At 52.6% G+C, this 18,549-nt stretch carries 16 protein-coding genes; 9 read left to right on the forward strand and 7 right to left on the reverse strand.

Annotation, left to right across the window (positions count from 1 at the left end; translation table 11 throughout):
- Nucleotides 1-277: 277 nt before the first annotated feature.
- From M6D89_RS09305 to M6D89_RS09315, 3 genes are all read right to left on the reverse strand, one after another.
- The gene (locus M6D89_RS09305) at nucleotides 278-1,843 is read right to left on the reverse strand and encodes an MFS transporter (RefSeq protein ID WP_253967791.1); all 1,566 of its coding nucleotides are present in this window, start codon (nucleotides 1,841-1,843) and stop codon (nucleotides 278-280) included.
- 176 nt (nucleotides 1,844-2,019) lie between these two features.
- Complete coding sequence (locus M6D89_RS09310; RefSeq protein ID WP_253967792.1) at nucleotides 2,020-2,379, reverse strand: PilZ domain-containing protein; 360 nt, start codon at nucleotides 2,377-2,379, stop codon at nucleotides 2,020-2,022.
- A gap of 32 nt (nucleotides 2,380-2,411) precedes the next feature.
- Entirely contained in the window at nucleotides 2,412-4,157 is a 1,746-nt protein-coding gene (locus M6D89_RS09315; protein WP_253967793.1) for a DUF1631 family protein, read from the reverse strand.
- 278 nt (nucleotides 4,158-4,435) lie between these two features.
- On the opposite strand from M6D89_RS09315, the gene M6D89_RS09320 reads away from it, so the two are divergent.
- The 6 genes from M6D89_RS09320 (at nucleotide 4,436) to M6D89_RS09340 (ending at nucleotide 11,986) form a co-directional block, all read left to right on the forward strand.
- On the forward strand, nucleotides 4,436-5,911 hold the full coding sequence (locus M6D89_RS09320) for a NarK family nitrate/nitrite MFS transporter (protein ID WP_253967794.1): 1,476 nt from the start codon (nucleotides 4,436-4,438) through the stop codon (nucleotides 5,909-5,911).
- A 92-nt stretch (nucleotides 5,912-6,003) separates the two neighbouring features.
- Nucleotides 6,004-7,725: a bifunctional protein-serine/threonine kinase/phosphatase gene (locus M6D89_RS09325; protein ID WP_253968038.1), complete on the forward strand. Its 1,722-nt coding sequence runs from the start codon at nucleotides 6,004-6,006 to the stop codon at nucleotides 7,723-7,725.
- Between the two features lie 2,057 nt (nucleotides 7,726-9,782).
- Nucleotides 9,783-10,235 carry a GNAT family N-acetyltransferase gene (locus tag M6D89_RS17480; RefSeq protein WP_418930356.1) on the forward strand — a complete coding sequence of 151 codons (453 nt, stop codon included), beginning with the start codon at nucleotides 9,783-9,785 and terminating at the stop codon, nucleotides 10,233-10,235.
- A gap of 72 nt (nucleotides 10,236-10,307) precedes the next feature.
- Complete coding sequence (locus M6D89_RS09330; RefSeq protein ID WP_253967795.1) at nucleotides 10,308-10,649, forward strand: hypothetical protein; 342 nt, start codon at nucleotides 10,308-10,310, stop codon at nucleotides 10,647-10,649.
- 89 nt (nucleotides 10,650-10,738) lie between these two features.
- A complete protein-coding gene (locus M6D89_RS09335) occupies nucleotides 10,739-11,206 on the forward strand; it encodes a GNAT family N-acetyltransferase (RefSeq protein ID WP_253967796.1) in 468 nt (155 codons plus the stop codon).
- 60 nt (nucleotides 11,207-11,266) lie between these two features.
- On the forward strand, nucleotides 11,267-11,986 hold the full coding sequence (locus tag M6D89_RS09340; protein ID WP_253967797.1) for a ZIP family metal transporter: 720 nt from the start codon (nucleotides 11,267-11,269) through the stop codon (nucleotides 11,984-11,986).
- Nucleotides 11,987-12,008: 22 nt separating this feature from the next.
- On the opposite strand, the gene M6D89_RS09345 is transcribed toward M6D89_RS09340, so the two are convergent.
- Entirely contained in the window at nucleotides 12,009-12,302 is a 294-nt protein-coding gene (locus tag M6D89_RS09345) for an immunoglobulin domain-containing protein (RefSeq protein WP_253967798.1), read from the reverse strand.
- Between the two features lie 206 nt (nucleotides 12,303-12,508).
- Between M6D89_RS09345 and M6D89_RS09350 the strand changes: the two genes are divergently transcribed.
- The 3 genes from M6D89_RS09350 to M6D89_RS09360 all read left to right on the forward strand — a co-directional run bounded on the left by M6D89_RS09350 (nucleotide 12,509) and on the right by M6D89_RS09360 (nucleotide 16,182).
- A complete protein-coding gene (locus tag M6D89_RS09350; RefSeq protein WP_253967799.1) occupies nucleotides 12,509-13,222 on the forward strand; it encodes a spermidine synthase family protein in 714 nt (237 codons plus the stop codon).
- Nucleotides 13,223-13,394: 172 nt separating this feature from the next.
- Nucleotides 13,395-14,792, forward strand: coding sequence for a DUF1254 domain-containing protein (locus tag M6D89_RS09355; RefSeq protein ID WP_253967800.1), 1,398 nt, complete (start codon nucleotides 13,395-13,397; stop codon nucleotides 14,790-14,792).
- 16 nt (nucleotides 14,793-14,808) lie between these two features.
- A complete protein-coding gene (locus M6D89_RS09360) occupies nucleotides 14,809-16,182 on the forward strand; it encodes a DUF1214 domain-containing protein (protein WP_253967801.1) in 1,374 nt (457 codons plus the stop codon).
- A 22-nt stretch (nucleotides 16,183-16,204) separates the two neighbouring features.
- On the opposite strand, the gene M6D89_RS09365 is transcribed toward M6D89_RS09360, so the two are convergent.
- The 3 genes from M6D89_RS09365 to M6D89_RS09375 form a co-directional block, all read right to left on the reverse strand.
- A complete protein-coding gene (locus M6D89_RS09365; protein ID WP_253967802.1) occupies nucleotides 16,205-16,798 on the reverse strand; it encodes a DUF3313 family protein in 594 nt (197 codons plus the stop codon).
- A 222-nt stretch (nucleotides 16,799-17,020) separates the two neighbouring features.
- Nucleotides 17,021-17,449 carry a DUF4168 domain-containing protein gene (locus tag M6D89_RS09370; protein ID WP_253967803.1) on the reverse strand — a complete coding sequence of 143 codons (429 nt, stop codon included), beginning with the start codon at nucleotides 17,447-17,449 and terminating at the stop codon, nucleotides 17,021-17,023.
- Between the two features lie 348 nt (nucleotides 17,450-17,797).
- Nucleotides 17,798-18,520: a glutamine amidotransferase-related protein gene (locus tag M6D89_RS09375; protein WP_253967804.1), complete on the reverse strand. Its 723-nt coding sequence runs from the start codon at nucleotides 18,518-18,520 to the stop codon at nucleotides 17,798-17,800.
- Between the last annotated feature and the right edge of the window lie 29 nt (nucleotides 18,521-18,549).

Genomic DNA, 18,549 nt, shown 5'->3' on the forward strand with positions numbered 1-18,549 from the left:
AATTCAACTCAAGCTGTTAGTCTTTTCCCCAAAACCATCGTCTAGCTTGCATGTATTACGTTGCAGCAGCTTAAACTTGGCCCTAGGGCTTTAACCCTCGGACCATACAGGCACAACATTTGAGCAAGCGCACCGCTCAACGAGTTAGGTAGCAGTCAAGAAGATACTGGTTACGGGAACGTGTAAACGAGCACCAGCGCAAGCCACGCCCCCCGTTTCCCTTCCAGCGTCCAGCATTCTGCGTTCTGCGCTCTGCGCTCTGCGTTCCGCAGCCTACTTACCCCCGCTGCACATTTAACTCCGCTTCAATTTCCTCCATCCGCTTACTATTAAGCGGGTAGAAGATCAGCAAGAATACCGCGGCAAAAGCGAATACGGCGGGAATCCAGCTCATCAGCATCACCATGCCGTCGGTGGCCTGGGCGATGGTGCTTTCGTCGGTGCCCACATAGCCGTAGGCGCCCAGCACCATTAACACCAAGGCACCGGCAAAGCCGCCACCGGTTTTTTGGATAAAGCTACCGGCGGAGTAAAACAGGCCGGTGGCGCGGCGGCCGTGCTTCCACTCGGAGTAGTCGGCGGCGTCGCCCAACATGCTGAACGTAAGCACCGGCATAAACGCGGCGAAAAATTCCGCGGCGCAACCCAGTACAAACAATCCGGTCACATCGTTTTGATCCAGCAGAGAAATACAGCCGGTGAGCACACCGCTGATCACCAGCGAGGCAATAAACAAGGTCTTTTTGCCCACCAGTCGAGTAAAGTAACCGCATACAAACGCGGCGAAAATAGAGGTAATCAACAGCGCCAGAAAGTACATACCGGTCATGGTGGGTTCGTGCAAGTAGTGCTTAAAGTAGTAGGCAATAACCACATACTTAATACCGTTAAACAGCATGGTCAAAAAGCCCAGACCCAAAATCATCAACCAAGGCTTGTTGGTCAGCAGGTTGATTAAATCGCGCTGCGATGGCGTGGTGTCCGTCTCGGGGCGCGCAATAAGCGAGCGAATCAAATACCCCGTGCCTACCAGTACCAGTACGCACAAGGGCCCCATAATCCAGGGGTTTAGCTTGTAGGTGGCGTCTTCGGCCTGAGTCAGACTAAAAAAGAACAGCGAAATCGACAGCAGCGGCACGATGATAAACGGCAAGTTAATCAGCAGGTCTTTAAATTCTTTTTTAAACGAACCGGTATTTTCCGTGGGGACAATACGCTCGCGGGTGGACATAAAGGTGATCACGCACAGGGTCACCAACAGTGCCGCGAAGACATACATGGTTTGCTGGTAGCCCTTGGCCTCGTCGCCCTGACCAAAGTATTCCACCAGATAGGGTGTACCCGCCATCACCAGCGCACCGCCTAAAAAAGCCCCGGCAAAGCGATAACCCGACAACACACTGCGCTCTTCATGGCTGGAGGTCATTACCCCCATCAACGCCGAGTAGGGAACATTATTGACCGTGTAAGCCAAAGTTAAACCAATATAGGTAAAGTAGGCCCACACCAGTTTCATGGTGGGGCTAATATCCGGCGCGGTAAACGCCAACACCATAAACAGCCCCAGCACCGGGGCCGACCACAGAATCCAGGGCCGAAACTTACCGTACTTCGTGTGAGTGCGGTCGGCAATCATCCCCATAATAATATCGGTAATACCATCCGAGACGCGCACCAATAGCAACAAAGCGGCGGCAGCGGCGGCGGTAATACCCAGGGTGTCGGTATAAAAAACAGCCAGATACGCTAGGGCACCGCGCCAGACTAAGTTGGCGGCGGCATCGCCCATGGCGTAGCCGGATTTTTCTAAAATAGAGAGTTTATTGGCAGAAGATGTGGCCACGTGTCACCTCGAGGTCTTGTCATTATGAGGGGCCGCGTGCACCGCTGTGCGTCTTTTTAGCGTGCATGTGAGTCGATGCGGCGGCCCTTGGGCATTGATGCTCGGGCAAGAGCCGCTCAAGCATAAGAGCCGACCTCGCAAAAGTACAGCGTTAAAACCACGTTAACGATAACGAATTAACTATCATGTAACCGATGAGCAATTGCCTGCTTCCAAGCCTCAATCGAGGTATCATCCGACTCGTATAGGGCAATGCCAATACTGTAGCGACCATGCTCGGCGCGACACCACTTCACCTCGCCCGACAGCACGAAACGCTGATCGGGCTCGCGCAGCTGAACGCACAAGGCATAAATGTGACCGGTAGGCAGGGCGCGGTCCATTTCCACCTGCAAGCCGTTGGCCGACAGATCGGTCGAACGGCTCAGTAATATGCTGCCGGGCTGCTCGTCAGACTCGGCCTCAAGCTCAATATACACCGCCTCGGAGGCATTCAGGCGGTATTCTTGGCGCTGTTCACTCAGTGATGGGTTCATAACGTTACTCTTATGGTTTTTGATTTAGCCCATTAATCGGTGCGGCGCAGGCCGCGCACAATGCTTTCCAGGCGATTTTCAAAGTGCTGTTCGGGCTGATAAAACACCGCGGTGCCCGCCAATGCCATAGTCAATAACTGCTCGTACTGCAGCTCGGCCACCTTGCTCCCCACCCGGTCGACAAAAATGTATTTACCGGTCGAGCGCATACTGACCGCTAGTTTGCAGCGCGCTGTTCGGCCATTGTCCAGGGGCAGGTCGGCCCAGGTGCCCAGGGTTAAATTATCCAGCGTCTGGCGCACCTGCTTTTCGTGGGCGGCGCTTTCGGCGGCGGCTTGCTCGCGCTTTTCACGCTCCAGGCGCTCGCGCCGCTGGGCGGCTAGGCGCTCGGCCTCTTGCCGGGCCTTGGCTTCGGCTTCTTTGCGCGCGGCCAGATCGCGGGCGTGCGCCTCGGCCAGGGCGCGGCGGCGCAATTGTTCCTGCTCGCGGGCCTCGGCCGCGGCCGCAGCGCGCTGTTCGTACAGGGTTTGCAGCTGTGCCATACGGGCATTAGTCGCGGTAATCGCGGCCGATAGCACAGGAACATTGGCAATCTCGCGGGCGATGTCGGCATCAAAGCAGGCCCGCATATCGGCGACAGACTTTTGCAGCACCTTCTGTCCGTTGCGATTGACAAACAGCAGCTGGTCGGTGCCCGGAGCCTGTAGCAAAAACTGGCAGCGCAGCACTTGGTCGCCACAAAACTCTATCCAATCGCCGCCGCTAAACGGGTGGGCCTCACCGCCAGTGTGCAGCTGCTCTAGCGAGCCCTGCTGGTGGGTGTCGCGTGATGGAGCGGTCTGCACCTCAAAGCTCTGGCCCTTTAGCAGGGTAATGACACACTCCGAGACATCACTTAAAAATGCCTGATAGCTGGATGCCGCACAACTCGGGGGCGGCTCGGCTTGTTCCAGCTGAGTGAGCAAAGCCGGGCCTTTATTAAAAAACGCCTGGCGGTCCTCGGCCGATTTATCCGGGTTAAGCGACCACACTAATAGGCGCAGCATACGGGTCCAAAAACTCCAAGCGGGCGCCTGATCGGATTCGTTAATAAGCACAAATTGCAGCGCGGGCATTAGCTGCTGATCAATAAACACCCACACCGACTCGGGCAGGTCGCGCCCCGCCACCACCTGGTTGTACAAAGCATTAACCTGCTGCTCGGCATGCAGCGCTCGCATGCGCCCCACCTCGGACGCCTGCATGCGCTCGGCCAGCTTGGCGGCACGCTCTAACTCGCGGTTACCGGCGTGGTTGAACGCCTCAAGTCTTGGCGTTTGCCCTTCGGGTCCTGTACAGGCCTCTAGCTGCTCAACCAGCTCGTCAATGCGCTGGGTGAACTTGCGACCCTGAGGGCCCAATTCATCGCACCAAGTATGCAAGTGGAAAAACGCCTGATCCCAGTGACGGCGGTTGGCTCGCAGGGCGTGAAGCTGCAGCGACTCATCGCCAAGTATGGTGTGCAAAAGCCAGTCACTTAGCCGCTCGACCGTTTCCCGCAGCGACTCGTCACAGTCGATATTGTCGCGTAGCGCCTGAGCAAACCAAGCGGCGTACAGGCCCGGTAAGCTGGCGTTTTCACCCAGCTGTGCGCGATACCCCCGCCAGGGATCATCCGAGTGCAGCACCTCAGTCGGTAACGCCTTAAGCGCGGAAAGCTCCGTTGAGCTGCTGGGCGCGGCATTAAGTAGCTTGGCCAGACGCGCAAAACCCGAGCCCGACGATGTTTCTGTGCTCATATATTGTCCTAATTATGTGCAAACGCTCCGAAAGCGCACTCTCGCAAAGCAAAGCAGGGTGGCGAAAATGCACCACAAAAAACTCAACAGACAGTGCGTGCGCACCACAAACTCACAAACCCACCCAAACACCCCCTATTTTAAGCGTTTAATCGCCCCATTAACGTGCTTTAACACTCTGGCACAGCGGTTGCTCTAGCCCTTGCGATTAACATCCTCAAGCATTAACCCTTGGCGGAACCAGAGACTCTACCGCCAGTTTAGACGGAAGCGCTGTTATGAGCTCAGAAAAACTTAATCTATTGGATGCAACCAAGGCAAATATCCGCCTGTTGCACCTTACCTGGTTTGCCTTCTTCTTAACCTTTGTGGTGTGGTTTTCCCATGCCCCGTTAAAACCGCTGATTATGGAAGCCTTCAATATGAGCAACGCCCAGTGGAAGGCGCTGCTGATATTAAACGTGGCATTGACTATCCCCGCGCGCATCGTGGTGGGCATGTTAGTGGACAAGTTCGGGCCGCGCATCGTCTATTCTCTGCTGTTGGCCGCAGGCGGGCTAATGTGTCTGGCCTTCGCCAGCGCACAGAGCTATGAGCAGCTCGCGCTGTTCCGGTTTTTGCTGGGCTTTGTGGGCGCCGGCTTTGTCATTGGTATTCGCCTGGTGGGCGAGTGGTTTCCAGCCCGCCACGTGGGGCTGGCCGAGGGTGTTTACGGCGGCTGGGGTAACTTTGGCTCGGCGGCCGCAGCCTTTACCCTGCCCACCCTGGCACTGATTTACGGCGGTGACGACGGCTGGCGCTACGCCATTGCGACCACCGGCATGCTGGCAATCATTTACTCGGTATTTTTCTACCTGCGGGCGCGCAACACGCCCCAAGGCTCGACCTACTTTAAGCCTAAAAAAACCGGCGGCCTGGAAGTTACCAGCAAGCGGGACTTTTACTTTTATCTCGCCATGAATCTGCCCATGTACATTATTCTGGCGGTGTTGGCGTGGAAACTGTCGCCGGCCGGAGTAAGCCTGCTAAGCCAGGGCACCACCTACGTGATGTACGGCATTTTGCTGCTGCTGTGCGCTTACCAGTTCAGCCAGATTTATAAAGTAAACAAAGACATGTTGCACGGCGCCCCGGTGCCCGAGCACGACAAATACAAATTTAAGCAGGTAGCTATTCTAGACTGGGCCTACTTCGTAACCTTCGGTTCGGAGCTGGCGGTGGTATCTATGCTGCCCGCCTTCTTTTTGGAAACCTTTGAAGGCATGAGTCTGGCCGCCGCTGGTGCCCTGGGTGCGGCCTTCGCCTTTATGAACTTAGTCGCCCGCCCCGGTGGCGGTTACATCAGCGATAAATTTGGTCGCCGCCGCTCTATGTCCATTTTTATTATCGGCTTAACCATCGGCTATTTTACCCTGTCGCAAGTCAGCGGCGCCTGGCCCGTGTGGATGGCGGTTATCTCCGTTATGTTCTGCTCATTCTTTGTGCAAGCCGGTGAAGGCGCTGTGTTCGCCATGGTGCCGTTGGTTAAGCGCCGCTTAACCGGTCAGGTCGCGGGCATGGTGGGGGCCTACGGCAATGTGGGCGCGGTGACCTTTTTAACCATTTACAGCTTTGTGGATGCCGGTACATTTTTTATGGTGATTGGCGGCTGCGCACTGGTGCTGTTTGGCTTGGTACAACTGATTGAAGAGCCCAAAGGCCATATGCACGAGGTGAACGAAGACGGCAGCATTACCCAAATTGAACTGACCTAATGAACGCCCACTCAGAGCAAACCCCGGACGCTTTGGTGTCCGGGGCTAAACGAGTTACCATGGACGAAAATAACAAGCCTAAACGCGCGTCTATGGAACACTTACAACCCTCGCTTACGATTGATTTTGCACAGCTGAGCGAGGCCGGTCGCAAAGACGAAAACCAAGATACCGTGGGCGCCCGCTTCCCCGAGGGCCCCGCGCTGGCGACTAAGGGTGTCGCCATTGCAATTGCCGATGGTGTCAGCTCATCCAGCGCCGCTCGGCAGGCGAGCCAGACAGCGGTGACGGCCATACTGACCGATTACTACGCCACGCCGGACACTTGGCGCACCGGGCAATCCGCCAGTCGGGTTATTCACTCCATCAACCGCTACCTGTGGAGTCAAAGCCAAAACAATGTTCGCCAAGAAGGCTACCTGACCACGCTGTCGCTACTGGTATTAAAAGGCGACAAGCTGTTTACCTTTCACGTGGGCGACAGTCGCATTTACCGCCTGCGCGCGGGCCAGCTAGAACAGTTAACCCGCGACCACAATCAACGCATTGATAAAAATACCACTTATTTAAGCCGTGCCCTGGGTGCAGACCTATCGCTAGAAATTGATATGGAGTCGCTGGAAACCGAGCGCGGCGATATTTATTTGCTAAGTACCGACGGGTTGCACGATTTTATCGACCACCGCACCCTCACCGAAAAACTGCAAAGCAGCAGCGACCTAGAGGCGCTCACTCACCAACTGCATCAACTGGCACTGGCGAACGGGAGCCAGGATAATATCAGTGTACAAATAGCGCGGGTGGACGACATAGGCACACCCAGCGAGAGTGACGCCATTACCGTATTGTCCCGCCTGCCTTTTGCTCCACTGCTAAAAACCGGGCAAACACTAGACGGACTCACGGTAGAAAAAATTCTACACGAATCCGAACGCAGTCAGGTTTACCTAGTCAAAACCGTCGACGGCACACCGCTGGTGATGAAAACCCCCTCGGTCAACTATGAAGACGACGCCGCATACATCGAACGCTTTGTGCGCGAATCCTGGATTGGTTCGCGTCTGGCCAACCGCCATGTAGTGCGGGTGGTTGAGCCACCCCAAACCCGTACCTGCCTATATTATTTAACCGAGTATATTGCCGGCCCCACTCTTACTCAGGTCATCAATGAGCGTGCGCCTCTACCGGTATCCGATGCCGTGGAGCTGGCCGAGCAATTAGTGATGGGCATTCGCGCCCTGCACCGCAAAGACACGCTGCACCAGGATTTAAAACCCGACAATGTGGTCGTCGGCGCTCAAGGCATTTGTCTGGTGGACTTTGGCTCCTGTTGGGTGGCAGGCATTGAAGAAATGGCCTCGCCCATTGCCGCCGACAAAATACTCGGCACCCTCAACTACTCCGCCCCCGAATACCGCTACGGCGGACCCACCGGTCAGCGTTCGGATCAATTTTCCCTGGCGGTACTAATGTACGAAATGCTCACCGGCAAACACCCCTTCGGCGAGGCCTACGGCAAAGCCATGTCGCTGCCGCAGTTTCAAAAAATCAAATACCGCTCGGCGCTGCAGTTTAATCCTCTGGTACCGGTTTGGATGGATCGCGCCTTGGAAAAAGCCTTATCCATTCAACCCGGACAGCGTTACGAGGTGTTATCCGAGTGGCTGCAGGATTTAAAACGCCCGAATCCCAACTGGCTGACGAATCGACATAAGCCGATTATGGAAAGACACCCGGAGAAGGTTTGGAAGGGTTTGGCGTTTGCGGGTTGGGCCGTAGCGGCTGGGTTGTTGGTTTTTATTGCTACGCGGTAGGGACTTAGGTCGGACGCTTGAGCGTCTGACGTCTGATGCCAAGAGGGATTTTTGGGCCGCCAAGGCGGGCTCTTGATATGCCAGGGTCGCCGGGCGTGGCGAGTTACTTTTCTGTTGTTTGGGCAACAGAAACCTAACGAAAAGGCAGTTCCTGCGCATCCCTGCGCCCACTGCATTCGTGAATCCCTTCACATCAACAGCCCACCCCGGCGAATGGCCCTAAAGGGATTCCGGCCACCAAGCACAGCTTGGTATCGTTCGGCTACGCGCAAAGCAGCGCTTTGCAAACGCTAGGCCTCACCCCTCACTACGGTCGATTTTTGAGGGCCGTATCGACGTTCCTTCCCTGGCGCGGCGATACTTTCCTGAGCGTCCTGCTCACTTACCCACAAAAATAGACCTTCAGTCGGCTCATTCGCAGGGGACCCGTTCGAATAATGCAGCGCTAACACGCAGTTTTCTATTGCCTGTCATTCCGTGCCACGGCACGGAATCTAGCTAAAAAGCGTGACTTATTCTGCCTTACGCCTACCAAACCGACTTTTTCGCCAAGGATAAGTAAAGACCAAAAACACTAAGCCATTAGGCCGTTTTATCCTTTTTCAGAAGAAAACCTTTGCTCAAGAGCATATGCCAGCCCGCCAGCACAAATATTCACCATAACTATCAATCAGTTACAGCAACCTTGCCGCGAGAGGCAAAAAGCCTTACATTGGGGAAAAACAAGACAGAGTCTTTCTTTCCCCAGCCATGGAGCGGTACCAAAGTGCACTTTTTCCTTTACTTTCAAACACTTCCGCCCAATTGCTTAACCGCTCTCTAGCGACGTTATATTGCCGCGGGGGATTTTACTGTGTCTTTTGAATTAGCTGTTAAGTGAGAAAGATGAAGGCTAAGGAATCGATTAAGAAATGGTGGGAAGGAGAATATGTGCCTGAGCCACCTGGTAGCCCAATGCTCATGGGAACTTATGATCGACACTGGACTTCAAGTGCTCTCCATTCCTTTGTGCAATTCTATTTAAAGCACTGGAAATGGATATGGCCGTTTCTGGTGAGCGTTGTCGGATTGATAATTGTAATAACAAAAGGGGGAGGTTGGTGAAATCACTTAACAAGTGGCGGCAGCAGGACCAAATTTCCGTTCGTTCCTCACTCCAATTTGCCCGCTGCGCCGGGCGTTAAGTGAATATGGACCCGATTCTAGTAGCAGCTATAGTTTTATCTGAGATCGTCGCTTTAGTGTTGATAGTGCGCACTTGGATGAAACCCGATTACATTATTCTGAAACTGATTTTGTCTGTGGTTTTGCTCATACCGATTGTCGGTCCATTTCTGTACCTTTTCGTAAACGACCGAACACCACCTCAAAAGGGTTGCCTAAAAAACGACCTTCCGAGAGGGGCGTATACGGATAGATATATATCAACGCGTCCGCTATATAAAAAGATACTCGAAGAAAAAAGAAGTCGAACCGATGAGTCAAACGACACCTAGCAATCCCGTCCAGTGCGACGCTCGTACCTCGCGGGCATTAAGTATATGTACATTCGATTCGAAACGGATTTGAAATTTAAAGAGTTATCGTGCGCTAAGGGTATATTCGCTGCCATGGGTGACGCTAAACGTAAGGGTTCGATGAGCCTTCAGGAACACATTTGGTACATCAACATCGCGAACTGGTTTAATAAAAACCTGATAAACCCTACCTGCTTTGAGCCACCGATATGCAAAACTGTTAAGTTTAGAGCTCAAAGCTGGTTCAGACTTAACATTTCAGAGCATCTGGAAAGATCATTGTTGGTTGCTCAGTTACTTCGAAAGCATGGAATCGCGGTACACGTAAGGCTGTCCGATGACCCTGGAAGTATAATCTATGCGGATGAGCTTCAAGTTGTGGTAATCTCGAATGCCTAACATAAATGCTATATCCGCAGCCTTTGGCTGTTGGGCGCTCGCAAGCTTGCGTCGCTTATGGCGGCCCTCATGGCGAGTTCAATGATTCGTACTCTTTGTGAGAAAGACATTGAGAGCGTATTCGCCTTCATGAAGCAAAATATGGCGCCTTACCATAAAGCTAGAGGTGACACATGGAACGAAGAGAATATCCGGCGTTACTTCCTGAGCATGGAAAGTGTCGTACTTGAGGATCGAGGTCAAGTATCCGCTTTCACGTTCTATGAACTTTCCGCTAAAGGTGCTCATATCCATACTCTCCAAGTAGCGCCAGAGCGACAAAATGGAATGCTGGGAAGCCGACTATTTCGATGGTACTTGGAACTCGGGAAGTGCAGTGATAACTTCGAACTGACTTGCAATGTGTACACAACAAATCCCGCTTTTAAACTCTACCTTAAACTCGGCTTCGTAGAGGTAGAAAGAGACGGCGACGTTGCTCACCTTCGTCTACCACTGACTAGTAATGTTAGATTGAGCGCGCGAAAAGAATTCGCACACCGGACTGAAAGGCATTACTCTAAACTAGTCAACGAAAACCGTTCATGGTCTTAATTTTTCGAGAATAAAGTTAACATCCGAAGCATCTGATAATGACTTAAATAGTTTGTTTAAAAGGAAAAGAAAATGAAAAAGACAATTGGATTTTGTGCCCTAGCATTCGTCGCCTCATCTGCATGTGCGGAAGAGGCGTTTATGATCTCCTCGAAGGTATACGATGAAGGGAATTTAATAGGCTCTCCTGAGATGGCGGTTGCGCCTGAAACTGAGGCCTCGGTTTCGCAAGATCACTATACGTTAAACCTTGCATTAAGCGATATTAACGACAACACCGCGAAAGTCAGTGCGAAGGTGATAATCGATGGCGAAGCGTTCTCGCCTTCGTTTCTGGTGGAGTTTGGCAAAGAAGCTACAGTCACGTCGGAGGGCGCTTCGCTGTCGGTAACCGTACAGCGACTCGGTAGCTGATAGCGTCGTGGGCCCGGAGTTCAGCATAGTCGCACTCCGGGTTAATCTAAGCCGCCCCCGCACTCCCCTAGCCTATTAATGGAGACTCCGTGCCGATTATAAGAAACGCTACTCCGGAAGACTTGGCGTATATGCATGAAGCGCTGTTTCGCTTGAACGAGCTACACCATCAGGCAGAGCCGGACTATTTTAAGCCTGCCGCTGAAATTTCTGACCACAAGAACCTCGCCGCTTACATAGATAAAAACGATGCCTTCGCTTTTATTGCGAAGCAAGAGTCCATACCCATTGGGTTTGCGGTCGGGGAAACCAGGGAGCTTAGCTCATCCATTTCTAAAACGATAACGATGGGCTCTATTGAAGAGATTTATGTCGAAGAGCACTACAGAGGGACTGGAGTGGGTAAAGCCCTTTACGCGGCCATAGAAGAGCATTGCCGAAACCTGGGCGCAACCGACTTATTGACGGAGGTGTGGGGGTTTAATGAATCGGCGCTCTCGTTTTACGCCGCTCGCGGCTTTAGCACGCACGTTCACTGGCTGCGAAAAAGGTTATAATTCTGGCAATCTTTAAGATCATGCCGGTCGAAACACAATGAAAAACGACACCGACTCTTTATGACTGAAATTTTGAGCGTTACGCTTTTGTCTCTATTGGCCGGAGCGGCCATGCCGGTTGGCGCGCTGGTCGCCCGGTTTGATTTACTGCACCCAAAGCTTTTAACCGCCAATATCCGCAAGTTTATCGTCGCGTTTGGCGGCGGCGCGCTGGTCTCGGCGGTAGCGCTGGTTCTGGTCCCGGACGGTGCGAGTAAGTTATCCCCCGTATCGGCAAGCTTATGCTTCGCAGCGGGGGGCGTTTTCTTTTACTTGCTGGACCGCTATTTAAGCCAGCTAAAAAGTTCGGCGGGCCAGTTGGTGGCGATGCTGTCTGATTTTATCCCCGAGGCAATAGCCCTGGGCGCTGCATTTGCGGTGGGGGAAGGTACAGGGTTAATTTTAGTATTGCTGATGATTTTGCAAAACTTTCCGGAAGGCTTTAACGCTTACGAAGAACTTGCTCAGTCATCCTCTTATCGCCCCGCAAAGCTATTGGCAGCTTTCTTTTTACTGGCGATAGTGGGCCCGGTATGCGCGCTGACCGGTTATCTCCTTCTGGCTCAAGCGAGTGGGTTTGTAGCGGGGATGATGCTATTCGCCAGCGCCGGTATTCTTTACCTGGTCTTTCAGGATGTTGCGCCCGAATCCAAAGCCAAGCACGGCGGCCTGCCCGCACTGGGCGCCGTTGCGGGTTTTATGCTGGGTTTAATCGGCCATATGATGATTACAGCGAATTAAACGCAAGCGACATTACCGGAGCCTACCCCGAGTGATCATCATTATGGGGCCGGGTGCTGGATATCACCGTCCAAAGTTTCTTGAATCGGTGCTCCAGCAGTTTCTCGACTCTGTGGACGGTGCGATTGATTTTGCGCCAGCGCGAACGCGCCGCTTGAAGCATATGACGTGAACGCGCATTAACACACAGCAACGCGGCCAGGCTGGCGGTAATTACCACCAGTCCGACGGGAATGGGAGACATTAACAATAATACGCCCAGCATCAGGCCAACCAACGAGATCAGCGTAACCAGCCAGTCGCGGACTATTTTCATGACGGACAGTCTTGGCGCACAAGCATTACTTTGCCTTTGTAGCGAGTGTATTGTTACATCGGCCATAAACATGATGAACAAGCGAAACTAGAGCCTAACAGCGGATTGTTGCAGTTCCTTAACAAGAAAAACTTTCAGCATCCAGGTGGCCTGACATTAAATGCCTCAACGCGTATGATGCGACTACACACCCTTAAGGATTCATCATGCCCCTGTTCGAAGAGCTGGATACCCAGGACTCCCCCATCGGTGAAATCTCACTGCGTCGCCGTCGCATCCCCATTTTGGGCGACCGGGATATTTACGAGGTTAAGCTGGGCGACGAGTTCTTAATGTCCAGCATGTTTGTGGCCGCCGAAGAGGCGCTATCATCTATGGGGTTGGCGGCCGTAGAGGGCGACAAGCTAGACGTAGTCGTGGGGGGACTGGGGCTTGGCTATACGGCGGTAGAGGCCCTGAAGGATAAACGGGTCAACGAACTTTTGGTGGTGGACTTTTTAGAAACCGTGATTGGGTGGCACAAAGATGAGTTGGTGCCGCTGGGTAAAACCCTAAATGCCGACCCGCGCAACCGCTATATTCACGGCAGCTTCTTCGATTTGGCCGTTGACCCCGCAACCGGCTTTGACCCGGACCAAAAAGCCCGCCGCTTTGACGCCATATTGCTGGACATTGACCACTCCCCCACCGAGTTTTTGCACGAGGGCAACGCGGGCTTTTACACCACGGAAAACTTAACCCTGATGGCCCAACAGCTAAAACCTAAAGGTGTATTTGCCATGTGGTCGCAAAACCCGCCAGAGCCCGCCTTTGAAAAGCTACTGGCATCGGCATTTTCGACGGTAGATTCGCATTTGGTGGAATTCTACAATCCGTTTCAAAACAATCAGGCCACCAATACGGTCTATGTTTGCCAGTGACGCGAATATTTATAGCCGCATCGGCCCGTCCTTTCAATTCAGAATTTACTACGGATAAAAGCCGAAAAATCAAAGCAAGATAACCACCCTACTAGTAGAGTGTCGCGCCACTTAGCATCAGCTTTATAGGCTATACTAGTTTTCCGCTCGACTGTGATAAAGGAGTTTCACTATGTTCCACTGGCTGCGAAACCTTAGCCTTACCCTAATCTTGTGTACTTTTTTCAGTGCAGGCACCTGCGCAGACACCAGCAAACTCACACCCACTGAAGCTCGGCAATTGGCCGAAGAAGCCTACATTTACGGCTTTGGTATTGTGGAAAACTACAAAGCGCTGTTCGGCATGAGCATTGCCAAGCAATCGCCGGCCTACAGTGGGTTTAATAACTACCTGCACGGACGCAAGCTCTATGATCCGGATTACACCACGGTTGTCTCTCCCAACAATGACACCTTTTATTCCACCACCTGGGCGGATTTAAGCCGCGAACCTTTGGTAATTGAGGTGCCACCGACCGGCGACACCTATTTTGTGGTTCAGCTGGTGGATATGGTCACCGACAACTTCGCCTATATCGGCACCCGCACCACCGGCACCGAAGGTGGCACCTTTTTATTAACCGGGCCGGATAACAAGGGCGCCTTCTCCAGCGACAAGTTTGACCAGGTGATTACCTCACAAAGCCGCTATGTGGCACTGGCCACCCGCACCGCTACCGACGGCACTCCAGAGGGTAACGAAAAGGCATTCGCCATTCAGGATGGCCTGAAGTTAGCTCCACTGAGCCAATACCTTGGCGAAGGCGAGCCCAAGCCCGTCGTCGACCCGGAGTTTTCGATTTATAACGCCGATAAACTCTACGGCAAACCGGCCTTGTTTACCTATTTAAATCAGTTTTTAACCTGGCAGACTCCTTCCATTTACGAAACCGAATTAATGAAGCGCCTGAGCCAGATTCATATCGGCCCCTACCAGGAATTCTCTCTGGACAGTTTCAGCCCCGTAGTACAAAGCGCAATAAAAGAAGGCATTCGCGCCGGTCACGAGCAAATAGTGGCTAAAGCCAACAGCCTGGGTCAGCGCATCGATGGCTGGGAGTATATTCCGCCGATGGGCGATTATGGTCAGAATTACTTATTCCGCTCGGCGGTGGCCTATAAATTTATTTATACCAACAGCCCGGAAGAGGCTATTTACCCCATCGCCGAAGCCGACGGTAATAACCGCCCGCTGGACGGCAGCCAGCATAACTATGTGCTGCGGTTTGCCGCCGACGAGCTGCCGCCAGTTAAAGCTTTCTGGTCCATGACCATGTACCACTCCGATACCCGCTTGATGGTTAAAAATCCGATTCAGCGCTACTCCATTGGCGACCGCACCCCGGGTTTGCAATACGACGAAGACGGCTCACTAACCCTGTACTTACAAAAGGATTCACCGGGCGAAGACCTGCAGAGCAACTGGTTGCCAGCCCCGGATGGTCCCTTTTACATTATTGCACGCATGTATATCCCCAAGGCCGAAGCGCTGAATGGGGACTACCGCCTGCCCGCCATTAGCCGCCAATAGCGAGAAGGAGATCGCCATGAAAACTTTATTAGGTGTTACCACTGCACTGCTTGGCGCCGTGTTCCTGTCTGCCTGCGAACCCTCTGGTGATGCGACGCAAAACCAGCCACAGGCATCCAGCGCAAGCTCGAGCCCCGCCAGTATTAGCGACCAGGATATTATTAACTCATATGTTTATCTACTCAGCCGCGCGCTGGTGGTGCGCCAGGAACAAATTGACTTTAATAATACCGGCCTTGAATACAACACCATTAAATACAATGAGGCGGGCAAGGCCGACTTCGTCAACCCGAACCTGGACGTCGCCTACATGGAATCCTGGATAGCCATTGACGAAAACTCGGCGGTTATTTTAAGTATTCCCGAGGTACAAAACCGCTACTACACCGCGCAGTTTTTAGATGGCTGGGGCGAAGTCATTACCAATATTAACGAGCGCAACTACCCCGACCACCCCTACGGCGACTTTGCACTCTGCCTTAAGCCCTGCCAGGTGGATTTACCGGAAGGCGCTTACCTTATTGAAGTGCCCAATAAAAAAATAAAGATGCTGGCGCGGGTAGAGCTGCAAGATGACCTGCAAGGGGCCATAGACTTGCAACAGGAATTTACCCTGCGCACCCTGGGCAATCCGGATATAGAACCGACACTGGACTTTCCCGGTTTCACCAACCAGGCTCTTCCTAAATCAAACCTGTTTAGCTATACCGAAGCGTTTATTCGCACACCGGATAGCATGATGCCAAATGCCACCGAGCTGCAAAGCATTGCGCGCGAGCTTGGCGACTATGTCGCACAGTCCCAAGAAAATGCGGAGCGCGTAGACCGTGTGATTGGCGAGCAGGCGATACCTCAGTTTATGCAGTTTGCCACCACCAAAGCCGGTAAATTTGCCAATGGCTGGCTGGCGACACTAACAGCGGGTAACTATAACGGCGACTACTGGACACGCACCTCAGCCAACTTTGTGGGCATTTGGGCCAACACCTCGGCCGAGGTGATTTACTTTATCGCCGCCAAAGATGCCGCAGGTCAAGCCCTGGTGGGAGGAAAAGCCTATCGACTGCACTTTAGCAAAGACAATTTGCCAGAGAAAAACGTCAATAGCTTTTGGTCGGTTATTCTGGTTGATTTTCCGGGGTATAAAGTCGTCGACAATGCGCTCAACCGCTACAACTTTAATAATTATTCCGAGTTTAGCTATAACGACGACGGTTCGCTTACGCTGTATGTCGCGCCTGAATATAACCCCGAGTGGCCCAAGTCCAACTGGCTGCCATCGCCCAAGCAACAGGCTTTTAACTTAACCCTGCGCATGTATGTTCCCAAAGACAATGTTTTGCAAGGCGACTGGTTTCCGCCAGCACTAACCGCCATTGCCGCCCATTAGCGACTCGCGGGGCTCGTGTTTATCACGAGTCCTGGCGCTGCATTTGCTCGATATCATCGTGCAGATCCGTCACAATCCGCTGAAATGAACGCTTCCAGGCCAGGTTTCGCCCTACCCTGTCATCCACCGAATAGGAACCAGCCTTAATCTCCAAGCCGTCTTCAATCACGGCCACCAGCCTGCCACTTTGTGATTCCACCAATACCGCCTGAAAAGTCAGCACCCCCACGCCCAGGCTGTTGGTGGACTGACCTACGGTATCCAGCGCGTCTTCGCGCCTTTTGGAGGTGGGCATAAAATCTTTCAGCCTAAACTCCACCGCCAGTACATTGGGACCACCGGTCCGGGTCAGGGTAAGTACATCCGAGTCATCAAATTTCTTAATTATGTAATCATCAAAAAATTGGCAAATCTCATCCATTTCCTCAAAGCTGGACTTATTCCACGATTCGCGAAATTCGGGGTCCGAATGCTCAGTTAACGCCATTCGATCGAAGGTGAGGGGGAAAAAGATGGCTTTATCGTAGCGGGAGAAGTCTGCCGAGGTATCGTAAAAAAAACGACTAAAGTTGGAGTTTTCGCGCAATGCAAAGTTCTCCACCTTTGACGCTGGCATCTCAGACGCAACCGGCGATGATTTTTCTCGCGGTGAGGAAGGCTGCTGAGCAAATGCCTGTGTGCAGAGCGCTGCACTCAACGCTGAGCAAATAAGAAGGGATTGAATACGCATGTGGCATAGCCTCGGCTTATTATTTTCGCCCTACTATACCGTGATCGGAAAAGATAAAAAATAAAACAATGGCTGCAGCCTAAACTGCAGCCGTTGTAGAGCAGCGAATTAGCTTTCCGCTTCAGTCTCTTCGCCCTGGCCAGTAATGGCGGTAATGGCGGCGGAGATGCGGTTGCGCAGCTCTTCGTCTTGATTAGCGGCTTGCGCTATTTGACGATACTCTACCAACTCGAGACCGGACTCGGTGATCGCGCCTTTCATGTCCGCCTGAGCCTGCTGCTGAATCTCCTGAGTCTGCTCAGCATCGGCGGCGTTTTGCAGTTTTACACGATACTCCTGGCTAAGCGTTTGAACGGCCACATAGGCGTCGGCAAAATCACTCACTTGCTGTTCGCTGACATCAATTTGCGGCGCAGCTTGCTGCGGCATCGCCGGAGCCTGAGCCGATTGATCCTGTTGCGCCTGGGCGTAAACAGAACCTGCTGTCAGGCCGGTGGCAACCACTAAACTCAGCAGTGAGGTTTTAAACAATTTCATAATAATCTCCAGTTTCCTAGAAGTAAGTTCGGTCTTGCAATTACGTTCCTCAGCCTTTACGCAGCAATTGTGCCGATTTGCCAAGTAGCTGATTTCACTGCAAAAGAAAATCTTTTCGCTACATCCTTATGCAGTTTCTGTAAGCTTTGCCCCGCTTATCCATAAAATTTACAAACTTTTGAGCAAACGCTTTCGCTGGGCACCCTAACACAGGCTAACAAGCGAATAAAATTACCCGAGATTGCGCACGGGCGGCACGCACACGAGCGAAAACGCTGCATGTGGGACGTCAACGAGAGCGTTTGGTGCCGCACACGAAGAAAAATTTGTTTATTCGCGTGCGCCCTATCACAAAAAAACTCTAGAGCCTTGGGTTAACACATGCAGCATCCGCCGCAATACTGGAACGTCATCCAATGGTTGGCTCATAGATTCGACCGCAGCGCGATACGTGGACTCGCCTATATCAGTGCGGCGTTTATCCATTAACGCCTGAGCATAATCGCGGGTAAATTCCGGATGCCCCTGAAAGGTCAGTACCGTCTCATTCCAGTACGTTGCCGCAATGGGGCAATAAGGCGTGCTCGCCAATAGCTTGCTCCCCGGCGCCATTGCTACCACCTGGTCTTGATGACTGGACAACAAGCTCAGTAATTGCCCCTGATTACCCAGCCCTTCGATGTCGCATGTCAGCCGGTTTTGATGAATCCCGACGCACCAACCTTGCGCCGCTTTTTGCACCTGCCCGCCCAGCGCCTGGTGAATAACTTGATGCCCGAAACAAATACCTACTAACGGTATTTGCTGGCGGTACAGCTCGCGAATACACGCCTGCAGGCGATTTATCCATGGGTCCTGATCGTAAGCCGCACTCTGGCTACCCGTAATCAACACGCCAGAAAAAGTCTGCCAGTCACTGGGATACTCATCCCGATTAACATCAAACCGGACAAATTCAATGTCGTTATTTAACGCCGACAGGCAGCGAATAAACATGTCCGGATACTGGCCATGAACTCGGGCCAGTTCGGCGGGAATCGTGTCGGTGTTCAAGATTGCAATGGACTTCATTGCCACTCCTTATCAATCGTTAACTTGGC

Origin of the sequence: Gilvimarinus xylanilyticus, assembly GCF_024195295.1 — a bacterium.
Taxonomy (GTDB): Bacteria; Pseudomonadota; Gammaproteobacteria; order Pseudomonadales; family Cellvibrionaceae; genus Gilvimarinus; species Gilvimarinus xylanilyticus.